The sequence below is a fragment of the Sediminicoccus sp. KRV36 genome, assembly GCF_023243115.1.
Classification (GTDB): Bacteria; Pseudomonadota; Alphaproteobacteria; order Acetobacterales; family Acetobacteraceae; genus Roseococcus.
This window is the reverse complement of the sequence record NZ_CP085081.1, coordinates 284,552-301,640: the sequence shown is the minus strand read 5'-3', so window position 1 is coordinate 301,640 and position 17,089 is coordinate 284,552. Positions and strand designations below refer to the sequence as shown.

The following is a 17,089-nucleotide window of genomic DNA, read 5'->3' as shown; positions in this document are numbered from 1 at the left end:
CACCGCCGAAGCCCAGCAACACTTCGCGGCACTCTCGCCCACTGGCCGCATTATAAGCCCGAACCAGGCGTGCTCTCTCTCCGCCGACAGTGCCCACGGCCCCAGGTTCAGCCGATGCGGCAAACGCTGCGATGGCGTCCGGGGCACGCGGAACGCCAGGCACGGGGTCTGTCGGTGTGGATAGCGTGGCTGGCGTCAGGTTCGGCAGCATGGACCCGACATCCGGCATGTTGAGGCCGCAACCTGGAAGAAGGGCCAGAAGCGCCGCGGCGATGAACCAAGTCTTGCGTCGCAAAGGGGAAAACCCTCTCCTGGAATTCAATTGGGCCGACGATCCGGCCTATCCTTTCTACATGGAGCCGAGCCCTTCAACAAATCGTTATCGGGCTTCCAGCCCTGGGAGCCCTCGGGGCGCGCCACGCGCCGCGAACCGACAGCACGCTCCTGGCTTTGCCGCCTGCGTCGTCAGCCAGCGCGCCGCAGCGCCGAAGCGGCCGCCGCGTAGCCGATGCGCCGCTCCGGCGGCGTGGGCCAGCGGCCGGTCACGCGCTCCAGCAGCATTTCCGCGTCACTGGTGAGGCCAGCCGCCATCGCGCAGTCGAGAAACAGCTGCTCCAGCACATCCTGCTGGGCATGGCTGCCGCCCAGCCGATGCATTTCCCCGATGGCCGGCCGCATCCTGGCCACCGCCGCCGCGGGCTCGCCCCGGGCGCGGAGCAGCAGCGCCTCGCAGCATGGCAGCGCCGCGTCACGCAGGATGCTTGGGTTCTCCCCTGAATTGGCCGCTGCGTCATCTCGCATGCTCTGCAGCATGCGCTCCGCCGCCGCGAAGCGCCCCGTGGCGCAGAGCGCCATCATCCAGTGCGGCAGGGTGAAGGCCGAGAGGCAATCGCCGATCCGCGCCTCGGCCTTCTCGGCCAGTTCTTCCCAGCGGGTGCCGACATCCACGCCCTGGCGCTCCAGCCGGAACAGCATCGATGCCGCGTTCTGGCAGTCAATGTAGAGGTCAGGCTGCATCTGCGTCACCGGGCTTTCCAGGTTGCGAAAGCCCGTGTCGTAGAGGCGCAGAACCTCGGCATGCTCGCCGCGCTCGATATGGAACATCGCCTGATGCCAGAAGATATGGTGCATCAGGTTGTTGCCGCCCTCGAAATGCGGCGAGAGGCCGGTGATCCAAGCGATCCCCTCGGCCCGGCGGCCCTGCATTTCCAGCACATGCGCCACCGCATGCGCCGCCCAGAGATCGGCCGGGTCGCGGCGGATCGCCTCACGCCCCGCATGTTCGGCGATGATCAGGTTGCCCGCCTCCTCATTGGCGAAGGCACGGCAGGCGAGCACGGAGCCATAGCCGGGGATGTCGCCCTCCCAATGCGGCATGATGCCCTCCACAGCGCTGAGCATGGCGGGCGCCTTGCCCATCCAGAAGGCGGCGAAATGGTGGAAGCGGAAGGCGAGGATATCGCGCGGGTGCTCGGCGATGATGCGTTCCCAGATGCTGATGGCGCGGTCCTGCCCGCCCTCCGCCCAGGCGTCCAGGGCAGCGAGGTGCATCTGCTCACGCCCATTGCCGCCCAGGCCGCGGGCATGGTCGAGCGCTGCCTTCGCGGCCGGCACATGGGCCGCCTTGTAGGCCAGCATGGCGAAGCCGGCCTTCATCAGATGTGGCAGCGGTGCCTCAGGGTCCAGCTGCAAGGTGGCTTTCAGGCGCAGTGGCGTGTCCAGCCGGTATTTCAGGAAGCCTTCGACCATGTGATCAAAGGCATGGGCCGCGGCATCCGAAGCGAAAGTGGCGCGGTTGCCTTGCGCGTCATGTGCCATGCTCAAATTCCCCATTCGGCAAAGAGCGCCTCGGTTTCGGCCCCCAGGGCGGGGGCGGGTTCCTCCCAGGCGCCCAGGCCCGGGATGGCCGGAAAGGGCAATGCGCCCAGTTCCGGCTGGTGCAGGAGCGGGGCGGCGCGCACCGCCTTCACATGCGGATCCTCCAGGAATTCCAGCGGCGTGTTCACCCGGTCACACAGCAACCGCGCGGCCTGGAGCAATTCCACCCAATGCGCCGCATCCCGCGTCAGGAACAATTCCCGCAGGATGGCCACCAGCGCGGGCTTGTTGGCGAAGCGCGCCTTGAAATCGGTGAAGCGGGGGTCACTCAGCAGATCCTCGCGGCCGAGCTGCTTGCACAGCGTCACCCATTCCTCCTCGCGGACCAGGGCGAACATCACCCAGGCGCCGTCCTTCGTCGGGTAGCTGCCGGCCGGGACATTGAGCTCGCCCGGCATGCGCCCCAGCAATCCCGCCTCGGCGATCGGCAGCACGAGCAGGGAGGCGGCGGTCTGCATCAGCGAGACATCGAGGTGCCGCCGCCGCCCCGGGCGCCCCGCCGCCGCATCCTGCGCGCGCTCGGCCAGGGCGGCCTGGCAGGCGGCGAAGGCGGAAATGCCGGTGACGATATCCACCACCAGCGTGCCCGTCTTGTGCGGCACGCCATCCGCCCCCGCATTCACCGAAACGAGGCCGGAAAACGCCTGGGCGATGCCATCCGTGCAGGGACGCTCGCGATAGGGGCCGGATTGGCCGAAGCCCGAGACCGAGACGCAGACCGCATCCGGCTTGGCGGCCTCCGGCCCCAGGCCGATCCGTGCCGCGACACCGGGGCGGAACGCCTCGATCAGCACATCCGCCTTGGCGGCCAGTTTCGCCGCCCGCGCGCGGCCCTCATCGGTGGCCAGGTCCAGCACCACGCCACGCTTGCCACGGTTGAAGGCCGTGTGCATCACGCTGTGGCTGCCGGCCCGCGTGGTCAGCCCGCGCGACCAATCGCCCTTGGGCGGCTCCAGCTTGATGACGGTGGCACCGGATTGCGCCAGCAGCATGCCGCAGTAAGGGCCGGCGATGCCCTGCGCGGCATCCAGCACGAAGATCCCCTCGTAAGGCTTCGGCCCGTCTTTGGGTGTGGACATGGTGTTCCTCCGGATTGGGCCTATCATCCTCCAAAATCAACGGCTGGAAAGGGAGGGCAGATGAACGCCACGAGACGGGCCGCTCTGGCGGCCGGCTTGGCCGCGCCGGCCCCATTCATGACGGCGGCGGCACAGGAGCGGCCGGTCCGCTTCATCGTGCCCTATCCGCCCGGCGGGCCGACCGACCTTGTGGCGCGCGTCACCGCGGCCGGCCTGCAGCCCGCCCTGGTCGAAAACCGGCCCGGCGCGGGCGGCTCCATCGGCGCGGGCGAGGTGGCGCGCGCGGCGCCGGATGGAAGCACCTTCCTGGTCAATGCCTCGGCGCATGTCATCGTCCCGCATCTCCAGCGCAACATGCCCTTCGACAGCCTCGCGGATTTCACCCCCATCACCGAGATCGTGAAGGTGCCGCTGATCCTGGTGGTGAATGATGCCGTGCCGGCGCGGGATGTCGCGGAGCTGATCGCCCTGGCGCGGAGCCAGCCGGGGCGGCTGTCCTACGCATCCTCCTCCATCGGCGGCGCGCCGCATCTGGCGGGGGAGCTGTTCAAGCTGATGACCCGCACGGAGATGGTGCATGTGCCCTATCGCGGCTCGGGGCCGGCCTTGCAGGATCTGCTGGGCGGCACGGTGCAGGTGATGTTCGACAGCCTCGCTTCCTCGGCCGGGCATATCCGGGCGGGGCGGCTGCGCGCGCTGGCCGTCACCACCACGGCGCGGCTGCCCGGCCACCCGGAATTGCCGACTGTGGCCGAGACGGTGCCGGGCTATGAGATTTCCACATGGTACGGCATGTGGGCCCCGCCCCGGCTGCCGCCCGCCCTCGCCACGCGCATGCAGCAAGCCGTGGCCCGCGTCCTGGCCACGCCCGAGGCGCAGGCGCGCTTCCTGGCCATGGGGGCGGAGCCCGTCGCCAGCACGCCGGAAGCATTTTCACGCTTCCTCCGCGAGGAATATGATCGCTTCGGCCGGCTGATCCGTGACGCCGACATCAAGGGGGAATGATGCGCGCGCTGATCTGTGAATCCTGGCGGGATTTCGATGCGCTGGAGGTGAAGGACATTGCCCCGCCCGTGATGCGGCCCGGTGCCGTGCGCATCCAGGTGGCGGCGGCGGGCGTCTCCTTTGCGGTGCAGCTGGTGGTGGCAGGGAAATACCAACGCAGGCCGCCGCTGCCCTTCGCCCCTGGCACCGAGGTGGTGGGCACTGTGCTGGAGGGGCCGCTGCCGGTGGGCACGCGCGTCTTCGCCGCACTCGATTGGGGCGGTTTCGCGGAACAATGCGTGGTGGATGCCATCCATGTCGTGCCGATCCCCGATGGCTTGCCGCTGGAGCCGGCCGTGGCCTTCCCGATCAGCTATCCGACCGCCGCCTCGGCCCTGATGTGGCGCGGCCGGGTGCAACCTGGCGACTGGGTGCTGGTGCATGGTGCCGCCGGCGGCGTGGGCCTGGCCGGTGTGGAAATCCTCAAGGCATTGGGTGCCCGCGTCATCGCGCGGGCGGGCCTCGCCAAGCACCCCATGCTGCATGCGCGCGGCGCCGATGCCGTGCTGGACAGCGCCCTGCCCTTCCGCGACGCCGTGCGCGACGTGACGGCCGGTCTGGGCGTGGCCTGCGTGCTGGATACGCTGGGCGGCGATGTCTTCGATGAATCGCTGCGCTGCCTGGCCGATGGCGGCACGCTGGTCACGGTGGGCTATGCGGCCGGGCGCATTCCCACCGTGCCGGCGAATATCCTGTTGCTGAAGAACATCGCCGTCGCCGGGCTGAATTGGGGGACTTATCTTGGCTGGTCGCCGGGCGATGGGCGTGCGGCGCATGCACCACGCGTCCGGGCCCTGTGGGACCAGCTGATGCTCTGGTGGGCGGCGGGCAAGCTGCGCCCGGAGGTACATGCCGGCTATCCGCTCACGCAGTTCCGCGAAGCCATGGCCGAGGTGCGCGAACGCCGTGCCGTGGGCCGCGTGGTGTTGCGGCCCTGACAGCGCGTGGGCGCTTCAGGTCACCTCACCCAGGCCCCTGATCACGCGGCGAATTCCATGACCAGGCGATTGCGCCCAGCCCCGCTTGCATAATCGCAGCGGCTGGAAAAGCCGCGCACCAGCCCAAGGCCGAGACCACCAATGCTGGCATGCTCCAGCGCCGCCGGCGCCTCAGCGGGTGCGAGGCGCGTCGGGTCGAAGGCGATCGCGTCATCCTCCACCGTGACACGCAGCGGCGCCCCCTCGATGCGCACGGTGATGGTGGTCCCGGCTTCGGTCGCTGGCTGCGCATGCATGACGAGATTGGCGACAACCTCCTCCAGGCAGAGCTGGATGGCGTAGAGGCTGCGCGCATCCAGCGCGAGGTCCCGGGCCTGGCGTTCGGCCCATTCGGCGAGGCGTGGCAGCTCGGCGAAATCAGCCCGCAGTTCGATGCTGCGCGGGTTCATCCCAGCGCCAGGGCCTCGGCCTCCACCAGCTCGTGCGCGAGGGGGATGATGGTGGTGGTGCCGCTGGTCACCAGCACCTCCTCGACCATGGGTGTCGGCCGGTAGAGGACCATGCGGCCGGATTTCGAGTGCATGGATTTCGCGCCCATGATCAGCGTCCGCAGTCCCATCGACGCCATGAACTCCACCCCGCCGAGATCCACCACCACGGCCCGGTTGGCCGCGGCCACGGCGGCGAATTGCACGTCAATCCGCATGGCCCCGGTGATGTCCATCCGGCCATTCAGCAGGATGACGGCGACGCCGGAGGGAAGCTGCTCAAACTTGATGTCCATTGGAAATCCCCATCTGCCTGGTCGTGATCCGACGCCGACCTGATCGGAGCTTGCCATAGAAGGAGCTCATGCCCTTGGGGAGTGACAGTTTTGTGGCGCTCGAAGGCGGAAGGGCGCGTGAACCATGGCGGTGCGCCGGCCGTGCTTCATTCCGCCGCGCGGGAGACGGGGGACACGGCGCCGGGCGTTCCGTTGAACGCTGGGCAGACATTCCAGTGGCCGGGGGTGCGGCCTGGCGACTCAATTGAGTGTTCGCAATTGATGCGGGGGCCGGATGGTGGGCGCGACAGGGATTGAACCTGTGGCCCCTGCCGTGTGAAGGCAGTGCTCTACCGCTGAGCTACGCGCCCATCCGAGGGGCTCCGTTTGCGGCGGGATGTCCCTTCTGTCAAGACGCTTGCGCATCCACCCTGGCCGCACCAGATCAGGCCTCATGCTTGGTCGTATCACCCTCGCTCTGTTGCTGCTCGCCGCCCCCGCCTGGGCCGAGAACTGGCGCGCGACCTATGTGATCAGCGCGGCCGGGGTCCATGTGATGGATGCCGAGATCCGCTTCACTTTGGGCCCGGCGGGCACGCCATACAGCCTTGAGACCCGCACCCGCAGCCGCGGCGTGGCCTCATTGTTCATGCGCTCGGAAAGCCAGGCCCGCAGCGAGGGCATCCTGCGCGCCGGGGCGGCATCGCCGCGCCGCTATCAGAGCGATGGCACCTGGCGGGGCATGGCCCGGCGCACCCTCCTGGAATACGGCCCCGACGGAACCGCCCGCGTCACGACGCTGGAACCCGCGCAGGACCTGGAGCGCACGCCCCTGCCCGATGACGCGCGCCGCGGCAATATCGATCCCCTCTCGGCCCTCGTCCTGCTGACCGGCCATGTCCGGGAGACGGCGCGGTGCGATATCCGCACCCGCACCTTTGACGGCCGGCGCCTCGTGCAGTTCGACGTGACGACCGATCCCATCGTGCAGGTGGCGGATCGTGGAATGCTCCGCTGCATCGTCGAAAGCCGCCCGCTGGCTGGCATCGCGATGGACCGCCCTATCGAGGATGCCGCGCGGCCCACGCGCAGCGTCCTGCTGTTCGGCGTGACGCGCCCCGGCGCGCCGGCCATCCCTGTGCGGATTGATATCGCCAGCCGCTGGTGGGGCAATATCCAGGCGAACCTGGTCGAACTCACCTCAGCCGATTAGCGCGGGCAGCGCCGCCGGGCTTGCGGCCTGCAGATCCGCGCCCGCGCCATCGCCATAACCCCAGGCGGCGAAAACGCTGCGCACCCCGGCGCCGCGCGCGGCGCGAATGTCATTCTGGTGGTCGCCGATCATCACCGCATCGCCCGGCGCCACGCCCATGCCTTGCAGGATGCCACGCACATGGCCGGGATCGGGCTTTTTCACCGGCAGGCTGTCACCACCCAGCACCAGCGCGAAATGCGGCGCGAGGCCCAGCGCATCCAGCAGCGCCCGCGTCGCCGCGATCGGCTTGTTGGTGCAGATGGCATGCTGCCAACCTTGCTGCGTGAGGGCCTCCAGCGTGGCGACCATGCCGGGGTAGGGGCGGGTCAGCACGGCGGAATTCGCCTCCAGATCAGCAAGGAAGCCAGGCAGGAGATGCTCCTCAAAGGCGACACCGCGGGCGGTAAAGGCCTTGTCGAGCAGGGCGCGCGCCCCATCGCCGATCATCGCCGCCACGTCGGGCAGCGCGAAGGGGGCGAGGCCCCGGGCCAGCATCAGCCGGTTCACGGCAGCGGAGAGATCGGGCGCGCTGTCCACCAGAGTGCCGTCGAGGTCGAAGATCGCAAGGCGCATGGGCTGCTGGTAGCGCCGCCCCCGATGGGCCGCAACCGGCCGCCCGCCGGGCTTGCGGTGCGGGGGCACGGACGGCTACGCCTTGTGCATGCGCGCAGCCATCATCCTCGCGGCGGGTCAGGGCACCCGCATGCAGTCCGCCATGCCCAAGGTGATGCATCGCATCGCCGGGCGGCCCATGATCAACCACCTCATCGCCGCCTGCGAGGCGGTGTTCGAGCGGATCATCATCGTCGCCGGCCCCGGCATGCCGGAATTGCAGCAGGCCGTTCAACCCCATGCGAGCGTGGTGCAGGCCGAAAGGCTGGGCACCGGCCATGCCGCCCGCATGGCCGCCCCCCTGCTGGAAGGCTTCACCGGCGATGTCGCCGTGCTCTACGGCGACAATCCCCTGATCTCCGCCGCGACGCTGGAGCGCCTGGTGGCGGCGCGTGGCAGCGCCGATCTCGCCATGCTGGCGATGCGCCCGTCGGACCCGGCCAGATATGGCCGCGTGGTGCAAAGCGCGTCGGGTGACGTGGAACGCATCGTCGAATGGGCCGATGCGACCGAGGCGGAGCGCGCCATCGCCTTGTGCAATGCGGGCGTGGTCTGCGCCGCCTGGCCTGATCTCTCGCGCTGGCTGGCCGGCTTGCGGAATGACAACCGCCAGGGCGAATTCTACCTGACCGACGTGCTGGGCGCGGCCCATGCCGAAGGCCGCCGCAACCGCGCCGTGGAAGCGCCCGAGGCGGAGCTGCGCGGCATCAACAGCCGCGTCGAACTCGCCGCCGCCGAGGCCGAGATCCAGGCCCGGCTTCGGCTGCGGGCCATGCTGGGCGGCGCCACGCTGACCCTGCCCGAGACGGTATGCCTCGCCTGGGACACGCGATTGGGCCGTGATGTGGTCGTGGAGCCGCATGTGGTCTTCGCCCCCGGCGTGACCGTGGAGGAGGGGGTGCAGATCCGCGCCTTTTCCCATCTCGAGCAATGCGTCATCCGCAAGGGCGCGATCATCGGCCCCTATGCCCGGCTCCGCCCGGGCACCGATGTGGGCGAGGCCGCGCATGTCGGCAATTTCGTGGAGCTGAAGGCGGCGACGATGGGGGCGGGTGCCAAGGCCAACCACCTCAGCTACCTTGGGGATGTCAGCATCGGCGCCGGCTCGAATATCGGCGCGGGCACCATCACCTGCAATTATGATGGCGTGAACAAGCACCGCACCGAGATCGGCGCCGGCGCCTTCATCGGCAGCGACACGGCCCTGGTGGCCCCGGTCCGCGTGGGGGACCGCGCGCTGGTGGCGGCGGGCTCCGTGGTCACGCAGGATGTGCCGGATGACGCGCTGGCCATTGCTCGCGGGCGGCAGGTGAACAAGCCCGGCCGTGGCTTCAGGGGAAAATAGCCTGCGCCGGCCAGCGGGTCAGGCCCCGCCGGAATCTCGCGCCAGTGTGGGGCTGGCACCCGGCATCAGCCGCACCCGCTGGCCTGGCCGCAACCAGGCCTCGGCGGGTTGGACCAGCGCCACATCGCGCCCGCCAGCCTCCAGCCGGATGATGACCTCCATCGCGCCCGCGCCTGACGCCCCGCGTCCGCCCTGGGCCACGCGCAGCACCTGCGCCACCACCCGCGCCCTTTCCCCCACCGGGTCCGCGCCCAAGGCGCGAGCACCCAGGATGATGCCCCGCTCGCTGGAGGGTTCCGCCGGCAGGGGGGCTGCTTCCACCGCGGCCGGCGTCTCCGGGCTTGGCCCGCCGCAGCCCGCCAGAACGGCGCCCAGCAGCAGGGCCATGTATCGGGCGGCAGGTGGGCGGTGGAGGGCGACTGGTCGCGAGGATTGCATGGATCCTTTTAGGCGGAATGCAGGGCCGGCAACAACGCTGTCCCTCGCACGCCGCCACAGGAAAGACTTCTTTGCTTGATCTGAACGGTCGGGCGGCGGTATGTCTGTGCCGCTCATCGCCGCTTGCGGTCAGGGCTATCGCTGCTGCGTTCCTCGCCATGGGGGTGGTTCGGAGCGCAACTTCCGCAGTGAATTCAGGGGGAGTTTCCACAGGATGGCCCATTTGATGGCTGGCAGATACGTTCGATTGGCGCGCCCCTTGGCCGCGGTCACCGCACTTTGCCTCTTGGCGGCCTGTGCCCAAACTCCCACTGCGCCGACCCGTTCCTCCGGAATTTCCCGCGGCAGCTACGATCCGCCCGGCCCGCCGAGTGACCCCTGGGGCCCCTGGATCCGCGAAGCCTCCCGCCGCTTTGACGTGCCGGATCGCTGGATCCGCGAAGTGATGCGCCAGGAATCCGGTGGCCGCGCCGGCGCCACCTCCCCCGTCGGTGCGATGGGGTTGATGCAGGTGATGCCCGGCACCTACCGCGAATTGCAGCGCCGCCACGATCTGGGGGATGACCCCTACCACCCCTATGACAATCTGATGGCCGGGACCGCCTATCTGCGCCAGATGTATGAGCTTTACGGCTCACCTGCCTTCCTGGCCGCCTATAATGCCGGGCCGCGCCGGCTGGAGAACTACCTCTACAACAACCAGGGCCTGCCGACCGAGACGCGCAACTACGTGGCCCGTGTCGGCCCCCGCGTGATCACCAGCAGCCCGGTCCGCCGCGCGCCGGCCGAGATTTATGCCGCTGGCGAAATTCCGTTGAACGTGCCGCCCGGCCCCCGCCGCATGGACCCGGCCACCCGCACAGCCCTGGCCGAGCAGCGCGCCATCCGCGAGCAGAATGCCCAATATGCCGCCCTGCCCCCGGCCGAGCCGAGTGCGGCGCCGGTCCGCATGGCCTCGGCCGCCGCACCCGCCGTCACCGCCAGCGGTGGCAGCTTCCTCGCCCGGGGCGGTGTGGTCGCGATGGAGCCGATCCCCGATGGCTCGACGCCGGAAGGCGCCGCCCGCCTGGCGGAGAGCACCAATCGGGCCGCAGCACCCGAGGGCGAAGTGATGAGTGACGGGCGGATCATCGTGGCCCGCATGGACCCCATTCCCGATGGCTCGACGCCAGAGGGCGCGGCACGCCTCGCGGAAATCGGCAATCGCCCTGCCTCGGCGCCGCAATTGGTGGCAAGCCGCCCCTCCGTGGCGGCACAGCCCGTGGCGAGCCCCTCCGCGGCGGGGCAAGGGCGCAGCTTCGGCCTGATCAGCACGGCCCAGGCCGGCACCCTGCCCGCTGGCTTCCGCCCAGCGCCCGCCAGCGCCCCCGGCGGCTGGGGGGTGCAGGTCGGTGCCTTCAGTTCGCCGGATCTGGCGCGGCAGGCGGCTCAGTCGGCGCAAAGCAGCATTGGCGGCCGCGCGCAGGTGACGCCCGTCCAGGTTGGCCGCGCCACGCTGTTCCGCGCAAGGGTGACGGGCCTGAGCCAGACCAGCGCACAGCAAGCCTGTGACCGGCTGCGGGCCCGCAATGGCTGCAACACGCTCTCGCCCACGGCGCTCTGACGGCATTCGCCGGTCGAGGCGCATGGCAAGCGGGGCCGCGCCAGGCGGGGCGTGGCCGGATGTGGTTGATCTCGCTTCGTGGCCGGTTTTCGTGGGTCACTGCCGGTTCGGGCAGTTCCGCCTGAGTTGACGGCGGTCCGGGGACCGGTGATGAGGCGCTCGCGGGCCATGGTGACCTGGGGCGTGGCGCCGGGTCGGCCAACCTCGCCCGGAATGGCGAGGCGAAACGCTGCCGCGCGAAGCCCTTGGCCGATGGCCCAGCCGGGCCAAACCTCTCAGGCCACGGTGATCCGGTGCGCGGCGCGCGCCGTCCGGCCGGCTTCATCGGTCCAGATGAACTCCAGCTCGGCATGGCGTTCCACCCGCAGGAAGAAGACGTGGAACGGGTTGGTGGCAGTGCCGTTGCGCAGATCGGCCTCCAGCAGCGGCTCCCCGTTCATGCGGATGGTCATGCGCGACAGCATGTCGCGCGGGATGCTGCGCCCGCCCTCCTGACGCAACCCGGTTTCCATCGGGTGCTCCATCAGGGTGCGGATCTCCACCACCTCGCCCAGGCGGGCGGTGCGGGGTGCGCGGATGCGTGGGGTGGCCAATGGGGCGCTCATGTCAGGCAGCCGCCCGTGCCCACGCGGATTTCGGCCGCCGCGCGCAGCACAGTGCCGTCATTCATGCGTGCCAACACGATCAGCGCCTGCTTCTCGGCCAGGCGAATGCGTGTCTGGATTTCCGCCCGGGCCAGCGCCGGCGCGAGGCGGAAGGAGGCGATCCCCGGGGTCGGGTTGCGGGTGGCAAAGAGGTGGATGGCCGTGACGTGGCGGGTGACGCTCTGCGGGCTGTCCACCAGCACGGTCACCGGCACCTGGCCACCATTTTCAGCAACGGCCGGCACGCGCAGCGTGATTCCACCCTCCTGCGGCGTCGCATCGCCGATTTCGGCGCGGATGGCGGCATGCAGCGCATCCTCGCTCGCCAGCGCCGCGAAGGGCAGCAGGGCCAGGCCGAGCGTGGCGCGGCGGGAGATGGCCCTCATGCGAACATGTCCCGCGTGATGCTCTCATACCAGGCATCGGCATGGAGGGCTTCCAGCCGGCGCTGCTCGGGCAGGTTGCCGCGGGGCGAGATGCCGCCGGAATTGGGCACTTCCGCGATGGCGGTCCCCTCCGCATTGGGGCGGAACACGCCCACGATGGAGATGCCGTAATCCTCGCCCACATGGGAATAGCAGGTGTTGAAATACACCGCCTCGGGCGGCGCCTCGCCCCGCAGGGCGGCCGCGATCGAGGCCACCGCCTGCTTGGCCGTGCTGTTGGCGACATAGCCGGATTTGGGCATCGGGCCAGGGATATTGGCATCCCCCACCACATGCACGCCCGGCGCCAGGCGCGATTCGAAGGTCCTGGGGTTGACCGGCGCCCAGCCGGAATTGTCGGTCAGCCCCGCTTCGATGGCGATGCGCGCGGCCGATTGCGGCGGGATGACATTGGCGACGGCGACGCGGTGCTGCGTGCCGAATTCGGTTTCCAGCACGCGCCCCCGTGCATCCACGCGGGTGACGCGGCCATCGCGATTGCCCGGCACCCATTCGATCATGCCCGGATAGAGCGCGGCCCAGCCATCCTGGAACAGCCCCTGCTTGCTGAAGGCCTCCTTGGCGTCCAGCGCCAGGATCTTGGAGCGCGGCTTATGGCGCTTGAGGTAGCTCGCGATCATGCTGATCCGCTCATAGGGGCCGGGCGGGCAGCGGAAGGGATTGGCGGGGATGGCGAGGCCGACCACGCCGCCATCGGGCATCTCCTCCAGCTGGCGCCGCAGCAGCAGGGTCTGCGCGCCATCGCCGGGCACCCAGGCATGCGGCATGTGTTCGGCCGCGGCCTCGTCATATCCCTCCAGCGCGCCCCAGCGCAGGGCGATACCGGGTGAGAGGATCAGCCGGTCATAGGCCAGGGTCTCGCCGCCGGCGAGGCGCACCTGGCGCTGGCCCGCGTCAATCCCGGCCGCCCAGTCATGCACCACGCGGACGCCGCGCGCGCGCAGGCCGTCATACCCATGGGTGATCTGGCCGATCTGCCGTGCGCCCGCGAGAACAAGATTGCCATAGGGGCAGGTCACGAAGCGCGTCTTCGGCTCGATCAGCGTGACATCGAGCCAGGGGTGATGCCGGCGGGCGAAACTCGCCGCCGTGGCACCGCCGAAGCCGCCGCCGATGATGAGCAGCCTGGCCTGGGTCTGGGCGCGCAGCACGGCGGGGGCGGCCAAGGGGGCCGCCAGAAGGGCACGGCGCGGAAAGGCGGGCATGGCGGTTTCCTTCAACGCGGCTGCTGGGCGAAATAGGCGGCCGAAGCGATGATTTCCGCCTCGGTATAGCCACGCGCCACGCGGCCCATGATGGTCGCCGGGCGCTCATTGGCGCGGAAGGCGTTCATCTGGGCGATGAGTTCCGCGCGGTCCCGCCCGGCGAGGCCCGGGACACTGCCAATGCCCACCCCATTCGGCCCGTGGCAGCCGACACAGCCCTGCGCGGCCAAGGGCGCCTGGCCGCGCGCCACCGGGGCGAACAGCGCTGACAGAAGCAGGCTGCTCAGGAGAATGGGCGCGGGCCGCATGGCGTGTCCTTCAGCTTGGGCATGGCCAGCTGAGATAAATACACGTCACACAAACGTCAATTACTATTTGCACGCTAATGGCGCGCAATTTCCAGATGAAAGGCCGGACGCAACGTAATTCCTACAGCATTCCCGATCAATGCTGGGATAATCCAGACCCAGCCATGCAGGCTACCGGAGAGAATACCGCCCAGAAAGGCGCTGATATTGCAGCCGAAGGCCAGCACAGCCCCATAGCCCAGCAGCAACCCGCCCAGCAGCGAGGCCAGGGCCGGCCGGGGGCGCGGCCAGCCCCACGCGCCCCGCCGCCCCGCCAGCCCGGCCGCAAGGAAGGCGCCCGCCATGAGGCCGAGATCCATCACTGTCATCCGGTCCGCCAGCAGGGGGCGCAGCAGCGCCTCGGTGCGGGTCGGGTCCTCCCAATAGGGCCAGAAGGCCGGTTCATCCCAGCCCAGTGCGGCGATGGCGCGGGAGCCCCAGAGCGGAAAAGCCGCCGTGATGGCCCAGGGCCGCCCAGCCAGCAGCAGCGTGGCGAAGCCCAACGCCGCCAGGCCGACCGCCCCCCAAAGCGGCGGCCAGGGAAAGCGAAACAGCCCCGCCCCCCGCCATGCCAGCGGCTCCGCCAGGCCATGCCGGCGGCGTTCCACCCACAGCGCCGCGGCCCAGGCGAGGCCAAGCATGCCCAGGCTGATGACCAGGGCCGGCCAGGCACCGAATGCCTGCAGCAAGGAGATGGGCGCCAGGGCCGGCCACTCCATCCAGCGCTCGGCGTCATAGGCGGCGAAGGTGGCGCCGGCGATGAAGGTGGCCAGCGTGACCCACATCCGCGCGCCCTGTCCGCCCGCCGCCGTGGTGAGCGTGCCGGAGGCGCAGCCCCCGCCCAGCTGCATCCCGATGCCAAACAGGAAGGCGCCCAGCAGCAGCCCCCACCCCACGGGAAACACGAAGCCCCGCACCGGCTGGCCGAACAGTGCCCCCGCCTCGATCACCGGCAGGCTGAGGCAGCAGGCCAGGCCGAGCAGCACCAGCTGCGCCCGCAGTCCGGCCCCGCGCCGCTCGGCCAGCAGGCGGCGAAAGGCCCCGGCGAAGCTGAAGCTCGACTGGAACAGCGTCAGCCCCAAGGCTGCACCGACCAGCCAGAGGGCCGCCATCCGCCCGCCCTGCGCCTGCCAGAGCCAGGCCGCGCCGCCGGTCAGCAGAAGCAGCCCCGGCCAGGATCGCATCATCGGTCTCGCTCCTTGCGCCATGGCGGCGGAGATGGGGGGTGGCGCTATGCGGGAGAAGGTTGGCGCCGCGCCACCGTCAGGGGCATGCCGCCCTTGGGGCGCAGCGTCAGCCGGGCACGCGGCACCGGTGCCGTATCCTGGGCCAGGGTGAAATCCAGGCGAGGCAGCAGAACCGCCAGGAAGACCATCATCTCGGCCATGGCGAAGGAGGCGCCGGCGCAGACCCGCGGCCCGATGCTGAAGGGCAGGTAGCCGAATTGCGGCGGCTTCTGCGGCGCCTCGGGCAGGAAGCGCTGCGGCCGGAAGGCGTGCGGCGCCTCCCAGAGATGGGAGTTGCGGTGCAGCAGCCAGGGCATGGCCATCACCGTCTCCCCCGCCTGGACCTGGATTCCCGCGATGCGTTCCGCGCGGGCCGCCTCCCGCGAGAGATAGGGCACGGGCGGATAGAGGCGCATCGCCTCCTGGATCACCGCCTTGGTGAAGGGCAGCGCGTTGAGATCGGCCACCTCGGGCGCGCGGCCGCCCAGCACCGCCGCGTGCTCGGCCCGCAGGCGCTCCCTTGTCGGGGCGTGGCGCGCGATGAGGTAGAGCGCCCAGGTCAGCACATTGGCCGAAGTCTCGCTGCCCGCCAGCAGCAGCATCGCCACCTCGTTGATGAGTTGCGTGGGGTCCAGCAGGGCCTGCCCATGCTCGCCCAGCGCCGCCCGCAACCCGCCGAACAGCCCGCCGGGATTGGGGCCGGCCGCGGCGATGCTGGCCGCGCAGATGGCGCGGATATCGCGCGCATGCTTGCGGGCGGTGCGCCATTGCCAGCCGGTCAGGCGTTCGGGCAGGCCAAAGACATGGGCGAAATCCACGGCGAGGACAGCGCCCTCATAGGCGGTGAAGCTACGGGCCAGCCGGGCGGCATCTTCCGGTTTCGCGGCCTCGCCGAACAGGGCGCGCATCACGGCAAGGGCGGTGGCGGCGGCAAATCCCGCCGCGACATCCACGCGGCCATTCCAGGCGGCGGCCAGCTCCTCGGCGCCGCGCACAAAGACCGGATGAAAGCCGGCTGTGCGGGAGGGGTGCAGCAGCTTGGCCATCAGCGCCCGGCGGGTCAGCCAGATCTCCCCGCTGTTGAGGAACATGCTGTCCCCGATCACGGGTTCCAGCGCTTGGCGGAAATGCCGGCTCTTTGCCTCGAATTCGGCGCGGCCGGTGATGAAGACCCGGCGTACCATCTCGGGCTCGTTGACGATCAGCACGCGCTGGGAGATGGCGCTGAAGGGCATCATCCGATGGCGGAAGGCGGTCTCGGGGAAGAGGCTGAGCAGGTCCGTGGCCGAGGCGCGCAGCGCGCGCAGCCCACGCGGGAAGCGCGGCGGGGCGGCCGGGCGCGGGGGGATGAAGTCTTCGGTGGTGGTCATCAAGCTGCCTTGTGGGTGCGGCGTCTTGTGGTCAAGCCACGCCGAGGGCGTCAAGCGGAGACCCCGCCGCGCCGCTGGGATTCGAACCCGCGGACCATTTGGCGGGGTGGATCAGGCCCACCTCGCGGAGCGGGTCATGACAAGCCTTGCAGAGCTTCAAGCTCATCTGCCAGCGGCCCCTCGATCATCGCCTGGATCCCGGCCAGTGCCGCCGCGCCATCGGCGCCGTCCATGACGCGGTGGTCGAAGACGAAGAATACATCCACGGCGCCATCCGCGCCGATCGGCCCATAGGAGAGAAACACCGGCAGGATGCTGACACTGTCCTGGATGGTGGCACCCTGCTCACCCAGCGAGGAGACGCTGAAGCTGCCGGCATAGCGCGCCAGCGGTGCGGCGAAGCCAAGCGCCACGCGCATCATCAGCCGGCGCAGCGGCCAGGGCTGCGCCACGAAGCGCAGCATCCGGCGGAAGCATTTGGCGGCCTCGGGCGGGGCGCTCTTGGCCTCCTCCAGCAGGGCGGCCAATTCGTGCAGCGGTTGGGCATGCGGCTGCACGAAGCGGGCCAGGGTCAGGGTGGGCTCACCCAGATGCTCGCGTTCGACCATGACGCAGCCGATGGCGTGATCCAGCCGCAGCAGGCGCTGCCAGGGCAAGGTCGCATGGAGCTGGCGCAGCGCCGGGCGCCCCTGGGCGGTCAGGGCGAAGGCCTTGGCGAAGATCGCGGTCCAGGGTGGCCGCGGGCGGGGCAGGGCGGCGCGCGCGGCCATCGCCCGGGGCAGGCGCAACCGGGCGGTCATCACGCAACGCGGCACACGCAGCGCGGCCCAGGACAGGTCGGCCACCATCCGCCGCCCTGGTGAGAGCGCCACCCATTGCCCGTCCATTCAGCCTCC

At 70.0% G+C, this 17,089-nt stretch carries 18 protein-coding genes and 1 tRNA gene; 5 read left to right on the top strand and 14 right to left on the bottom strand.

The annotated features are described in order from the left end of the window. Window positions 1-465: 465 nt before the first annotated feature. Window positions 466-1,818, bottom strand: coding sequence for a tetratricopeptide repeat protein (locus LHU95_RS01460; protein WP_248709604.1), 1,353 nt, complete (start codon window positions 1,816-1,818; stop codon window positions 466-468). Between the two features lie 2 nt (window positions 1,819-1,820). Beyond that, window positions 1,821-2,957 (bottom strand): CoA transferase, encoded by a 1,137-nt coding sequence (locus LHU95_RS01455; RefSeq protein WP_248709603.1) that lies wholly within the window; start codon window positions 2,955-2,957, stop codon window positions 1,821-1,823. Window positions 2,958-3,017: 60 nt separating this feature from the next. On the opposite strand from LHU95_RS01455, the gene LHU95_RS01450 reads away from it, so the two are divergent. Beyond that, window positions 3,018-3,962, top strand: coding sequence for a tripartite tricarboxylate transporter substrate binding protein (locus LHU95_RS01450; protein WP_248709602.1), 945 nt, complete (start codon window positions 3,018-3,020; stop codon window positions 3,960-3,962). Next, window positions 3,962-4,939 (top strand): NADPH:quinone oxidoreductase family protein, encoded by a 978-nt coding sequence (locus LHU95_RS01445; RefSeq protein WP_248709601.1) that lies wholly within the window; start codon window positions 3,962-3,964, stop codon window positions 4,937-4,939. Before LHU95_RS01450 ends, LHU95_RS01445 begins: the two co-directional genes overlap by 1 nt. Window positions 4,940-4,980: 41 nt before the next feature. Here the strand turns inward: LHU95_RS01445 and LHU95_RS01440 are convergent, their stop codons facing one another. The 3 genes from LHU95_RS01440 to LHU95_RS01430 form a co-directional block, all read right to left on the bottom strand. Continuing rightward, complete coding sequence (locus tag LHU95_RS01440) at window positions 4,981-5,388, bottom strand: ATP-binding protein (protein WP_248709600.1); 408 nt, start codon at window positions 5,386-5,388, stop codon at window positions 4,981-4,983. Further along, entirely contained in the window at window positions 5,385-5,723 is a 339-nt protein-coding gene (locus LHU95_RS01435; RefSeq protein WP_248709599.1) for an STAS domain-containing protein, read from the bottom strand. Before LHU95_RS01435 ends, LHU95_RS01440 begins: the two co-directional genes overlap by 4 nt. A 275-nt stretch (window positions 5,724-5,998) precedes the next feature. Next, window positions 5,999-6,073, bottom strand: a tRNA-Val gene (locus LHU95_RS01430). An 83-nt stretch (window positions 6,074-6,156) separates the two neighbouring features. Between LHU95_RS01430 and LHU95_RS01425 the strand changes: the two genes are divergently transcribed. After that, complete coding sequence (locus LHU95_RS01425) at window positions 6,157-6,915, top strand: DUF3108 domain-containing protein (RefSeq protein ID WP_248709598.1); 759 nt, start codon at window positions 6,157-6,159, stop codon at window positions 6,913-6,915. Here the strand turns inward: LHU95_RS01425 and gph are convergent. After that, window positions 6,904-7,599 (bottom strand): phosphoglycolate phosphatase, encoded by a 696-nt coding sequence (gene gph / locus LHU95_RS01420; RefSeq protein ID WP_248709597.1) that lies wholly within the window; start codon window positions 7,597-7,599, stop codon window positions 6,904-6,906. The two genes, LHU95_RS01425 and gph, sit on opposite strands and share 12 nt — an antisense overlap. 19 nt (window positions 7,600-7,618) lie before the next feature. Here gph and glmU point away from each other — a divergent pair, with 19 nt between their 5' ends. Next, window positions 7,619-8,914: a bifunctional UDP-N-acetylglucosamine diphosphorylase/glucosamine-1-phosphate N-acetyltransferase GlmU gene (glmU, locus tag LHU95_RS01415; RefSeq protein WP_248709596.1), complete on the top strand. Its 1,296-nt coding sequence runs from the start codon at window positions 7,619-7,621 to the stop codon at window positions 8,912-8,914. 18 nt (window positions 8,915-8,932) lie between these two features. On the opposite strand, the gene LHU95_RS01410 is transcribed toward glmU, so the two are convergent. After that, window positions 8,933-9,301, bottom strand: a complete 369-nt coding sequence (locus LHU95_RS01410; RefSeq protein ID WP_248709595.1) for a hypothetical protein — start codon at window positions 9,299-9,301, stop codon at window positions 8,933-8,935. Between the two features lie 277 nt (window positions 9,302-9,578). Between LHU95_RS01410 and LHU95_RS01405 the strand changes: the two genes are divergently transcribed. Continuing rightward, a complete protein-coding gene (locus LHU95_RS01405) occupies window positions 9,579-10,955 on the top strand; it encodes a transglycosylase SLT domain-containing protein (protein WP_248709594.1) in 1,377 nt (458 codons plus the stop codon). A gap of 275 nt (window positions 10,956-11,230) precedes the next feature. Here the strand turns inward: LHU95_RS01405 and LHU95_RS01400 are convergent, their stop codons facing one another. From LHU95_RS01400 to LHU95_RS01370, 7 genes are all read right to left on the bottom strand, one after another. Continuing rightward, on the bottom strand, window positions 11,231-11,560 hold the full coding sequence (locus tag LHU95_RS01400) for a thiosulfate oxidation carrier complex protein SoxZ (protein WP_248709593.1): 330 nt from the start codon (window positions 11,558-11,560) through the stop codon (window positions 11,231-11,233). Continuing rightward, window positions 11,557-11,985, bottom strand: a complete 429-nt coding sequence (locus LHU95_RS01395; protein WP_248709592.1) for a thiosulfate oxidation carrier protein SoxY — start codon at window positions 11,983-11,985, stop codon at window positions 11,557-11,559. Before LHU95_RS01395 ends, LHU95_RS01400 begins: the two co-directional genes overlap by 4 nt. After that, entirely contained in the window at window positions 11,982-13,250 is a 1,269-nt protein-coding gene (locus LHU95_RS01390) for an NAD(P)/FAD-dependent oxidoreductase (RefSeq protein ID WP_248709591.1), read from the bottom strand. Before LHU95_RS01390 ends, LHU95_RS01395 begins: the two co-directional genes overlap by 4 nt. Window positions 13,251-13,261: 11 nt before the next feature. Then, on the bottom strand, window positions 13,262-13,558 hold the full coding sequence (locus LHU95_RS01385; protein ID WP_248709590.1) for a c-type cytochrome: 297 nt from the start codon (window positions 13,556-13,558) through the stop codon (window positions 13,262-13,264). A gap of 74 nt (window positions 13,559-13,632) precedes the next feature. Next, a complete protein-coding gene (locus LHU95_RS01380; protein WP_248709589.1) occupies window positions 13,633-14,784 on the bottom strand; it encodes a YeeE/YedE family protein in 1,152 nt (383 codons plus the stop codon). A gap of 44 nt (window positions 14,785-14,828) precedes the next feature. Beyond that, window positions 14,829-16,193, bottom strand: coding sequence for a cytochrome P450 (locus LHU95_RS01375; protein ID WP_248709588.1), 1,365 nt, complete (start codon window positions 16,191-16,193; stop codon window positions 14,829-14,831). 134 nt (window positions 16,194-16,327) lie between these two features. Further along, complete coding sequence (locus LHU95_RS01370) at window positions 16,328-17,080, bottom strand: hypothetical protein (RefSeq protein ID WP_248709587.1); 753 nt, start codon at window positions 17,078-17,080, stop codon at window positions 16,328-16,330. Between the last annotated feature and the right edge of the window lie 9 nt (window positions 17,081-17,089).

What these genes read in the sequence shown, in the direction of transcription:
- LHU95_RS01460 (WP_248709604.1), bottom strand. Translation starts at nt 1,818, where the DNA reads ATGGCACATGACGCGCAAGGCAACCGCGCCACTTTCGCTTCGGATGCC.
- LHU95_RS01405 (WP_248709594.1), top strand. Translation starts at nt 9,579, where the DNA reads ATGGCTGGCAGATACGTTCGATTGGCGCGCCCCTTGGCCGCGGTCACC.
- glmU (WP_248709596.1), top strand. Translation starts at nt 7,619, where the DNA reads ATGCGCGCAGCCATCATCCTCGCGGCGGGTCAGGGCACCCGCATGCAG.
- LHU95_RS01395 (WP_248709592.1), bottom strand. Translation starts at nt 11,985, where the DNA reads ATGAGGGCCATCTCCCGCCGCGCCACGCTCGGCCTGGCCCTGCTGCCC.
- LHU95_RS01455 (WP_248709603.1), bottom strand. Translation starts at nt 2,957, where the DNA reads ATGTCCACACCCAAAGACGGGCCGAAGCCTTACGAGGGGATCTTCGTG.
- LHU95_RS01390 (WP_248709591.1), bottom strand. Translation starts at nt 13,250, where the DNA reads ATGCCCGCCTTTCCGCGCCGTGCCCTTCTGGCGGCCCCCTTGGCCGCC.
- LHU95_RS01380 (WP_248709589.1), bottom strand. Translation starts at nt 14,784, where the DNA reads ATGATGCGATCCTGGCCGGGGCTGCTTCTGCTGACCGGCGGCGCGGCC.
- LHU95_RS01410 (WP_248709595.1), bottom strand. Translation starts at nt 9,301, where the DNA reads ATGGCCCTGCTGCTGGGCGCCGTTCTGGCGGGCTGCGGCGGGCCAAGC.
- LHU95_RS01440 (WP_248709600.1), bottom strand. Translation starts at nt 5,388, where the DNA reads ATGAACCCGCGCAGCATCGAACTGCGGGCTGATTTCGCCGAGCTGCCA.
- LHU95_RS01425 (WP_248709598.1), top strand. Translation starts at nt 6,157, where the DNA reads ATGCTTGGTCGTATCACCCTCGCTCTGTTGCTGCTCGCCGCCCCCGCC.
- LHU95_RS01450 (WP_248709602.1), top strand. Translation starts at nt 3,018, where the DNA reads ATGAACGCCACGAGACGGGCCGCTCTGGCGGCCGGCTTGGCCGCGCCG.
- LHU95_RS01385 (WP_248709590.1), bottom strand. Translation starts at nt 13,558, where the DNA reads ATGCGGCCCGCGCCCATTCTCCTGAGCAGCCTGCTTCTGTCAGCGCTG.
- LHU95_RS01435 (WP_248709599.1), bottom strand. Translation starts at nt 5,723, where the DNA reads ATGGACATCAAGTTTGAGCAGCTTCCCTCCGGCGTCGCCGTCATCCTG.
- LHU95_RS01370 (WP_248709587.1), bottom strand. Translation starts at nt 17,080, where the DNA reads ATGGACGGGCAATGGGTGGCGCTCTCACCAGGGCGGCGGATGGTGGCC.
- LHU95_RS01400 (WP_248709593.1), bottom strand. Translation starts at nt 11,560, where the DNA reads ATGAGCGCCCCATTGGCCACCCCACGCATCCGCGCACCCCGCACCGCC.
- LHU95_RS01445 (WP_248709601.1), top strand. Translation starts at nt 3,962, where the DNA reads ATGCGCGCGCTGATCTGTGAATCCTGGCGGGATTTCGATGCGCTGGAG.
- LHU95_RS01375 (WP_248709588.1), bottom strand. Translation starts at nt 16,193, where the DNA reads ATGACCACCACCGAAGACTTCATCCCCCCGCGCCCGGCCGCCCCGCCG.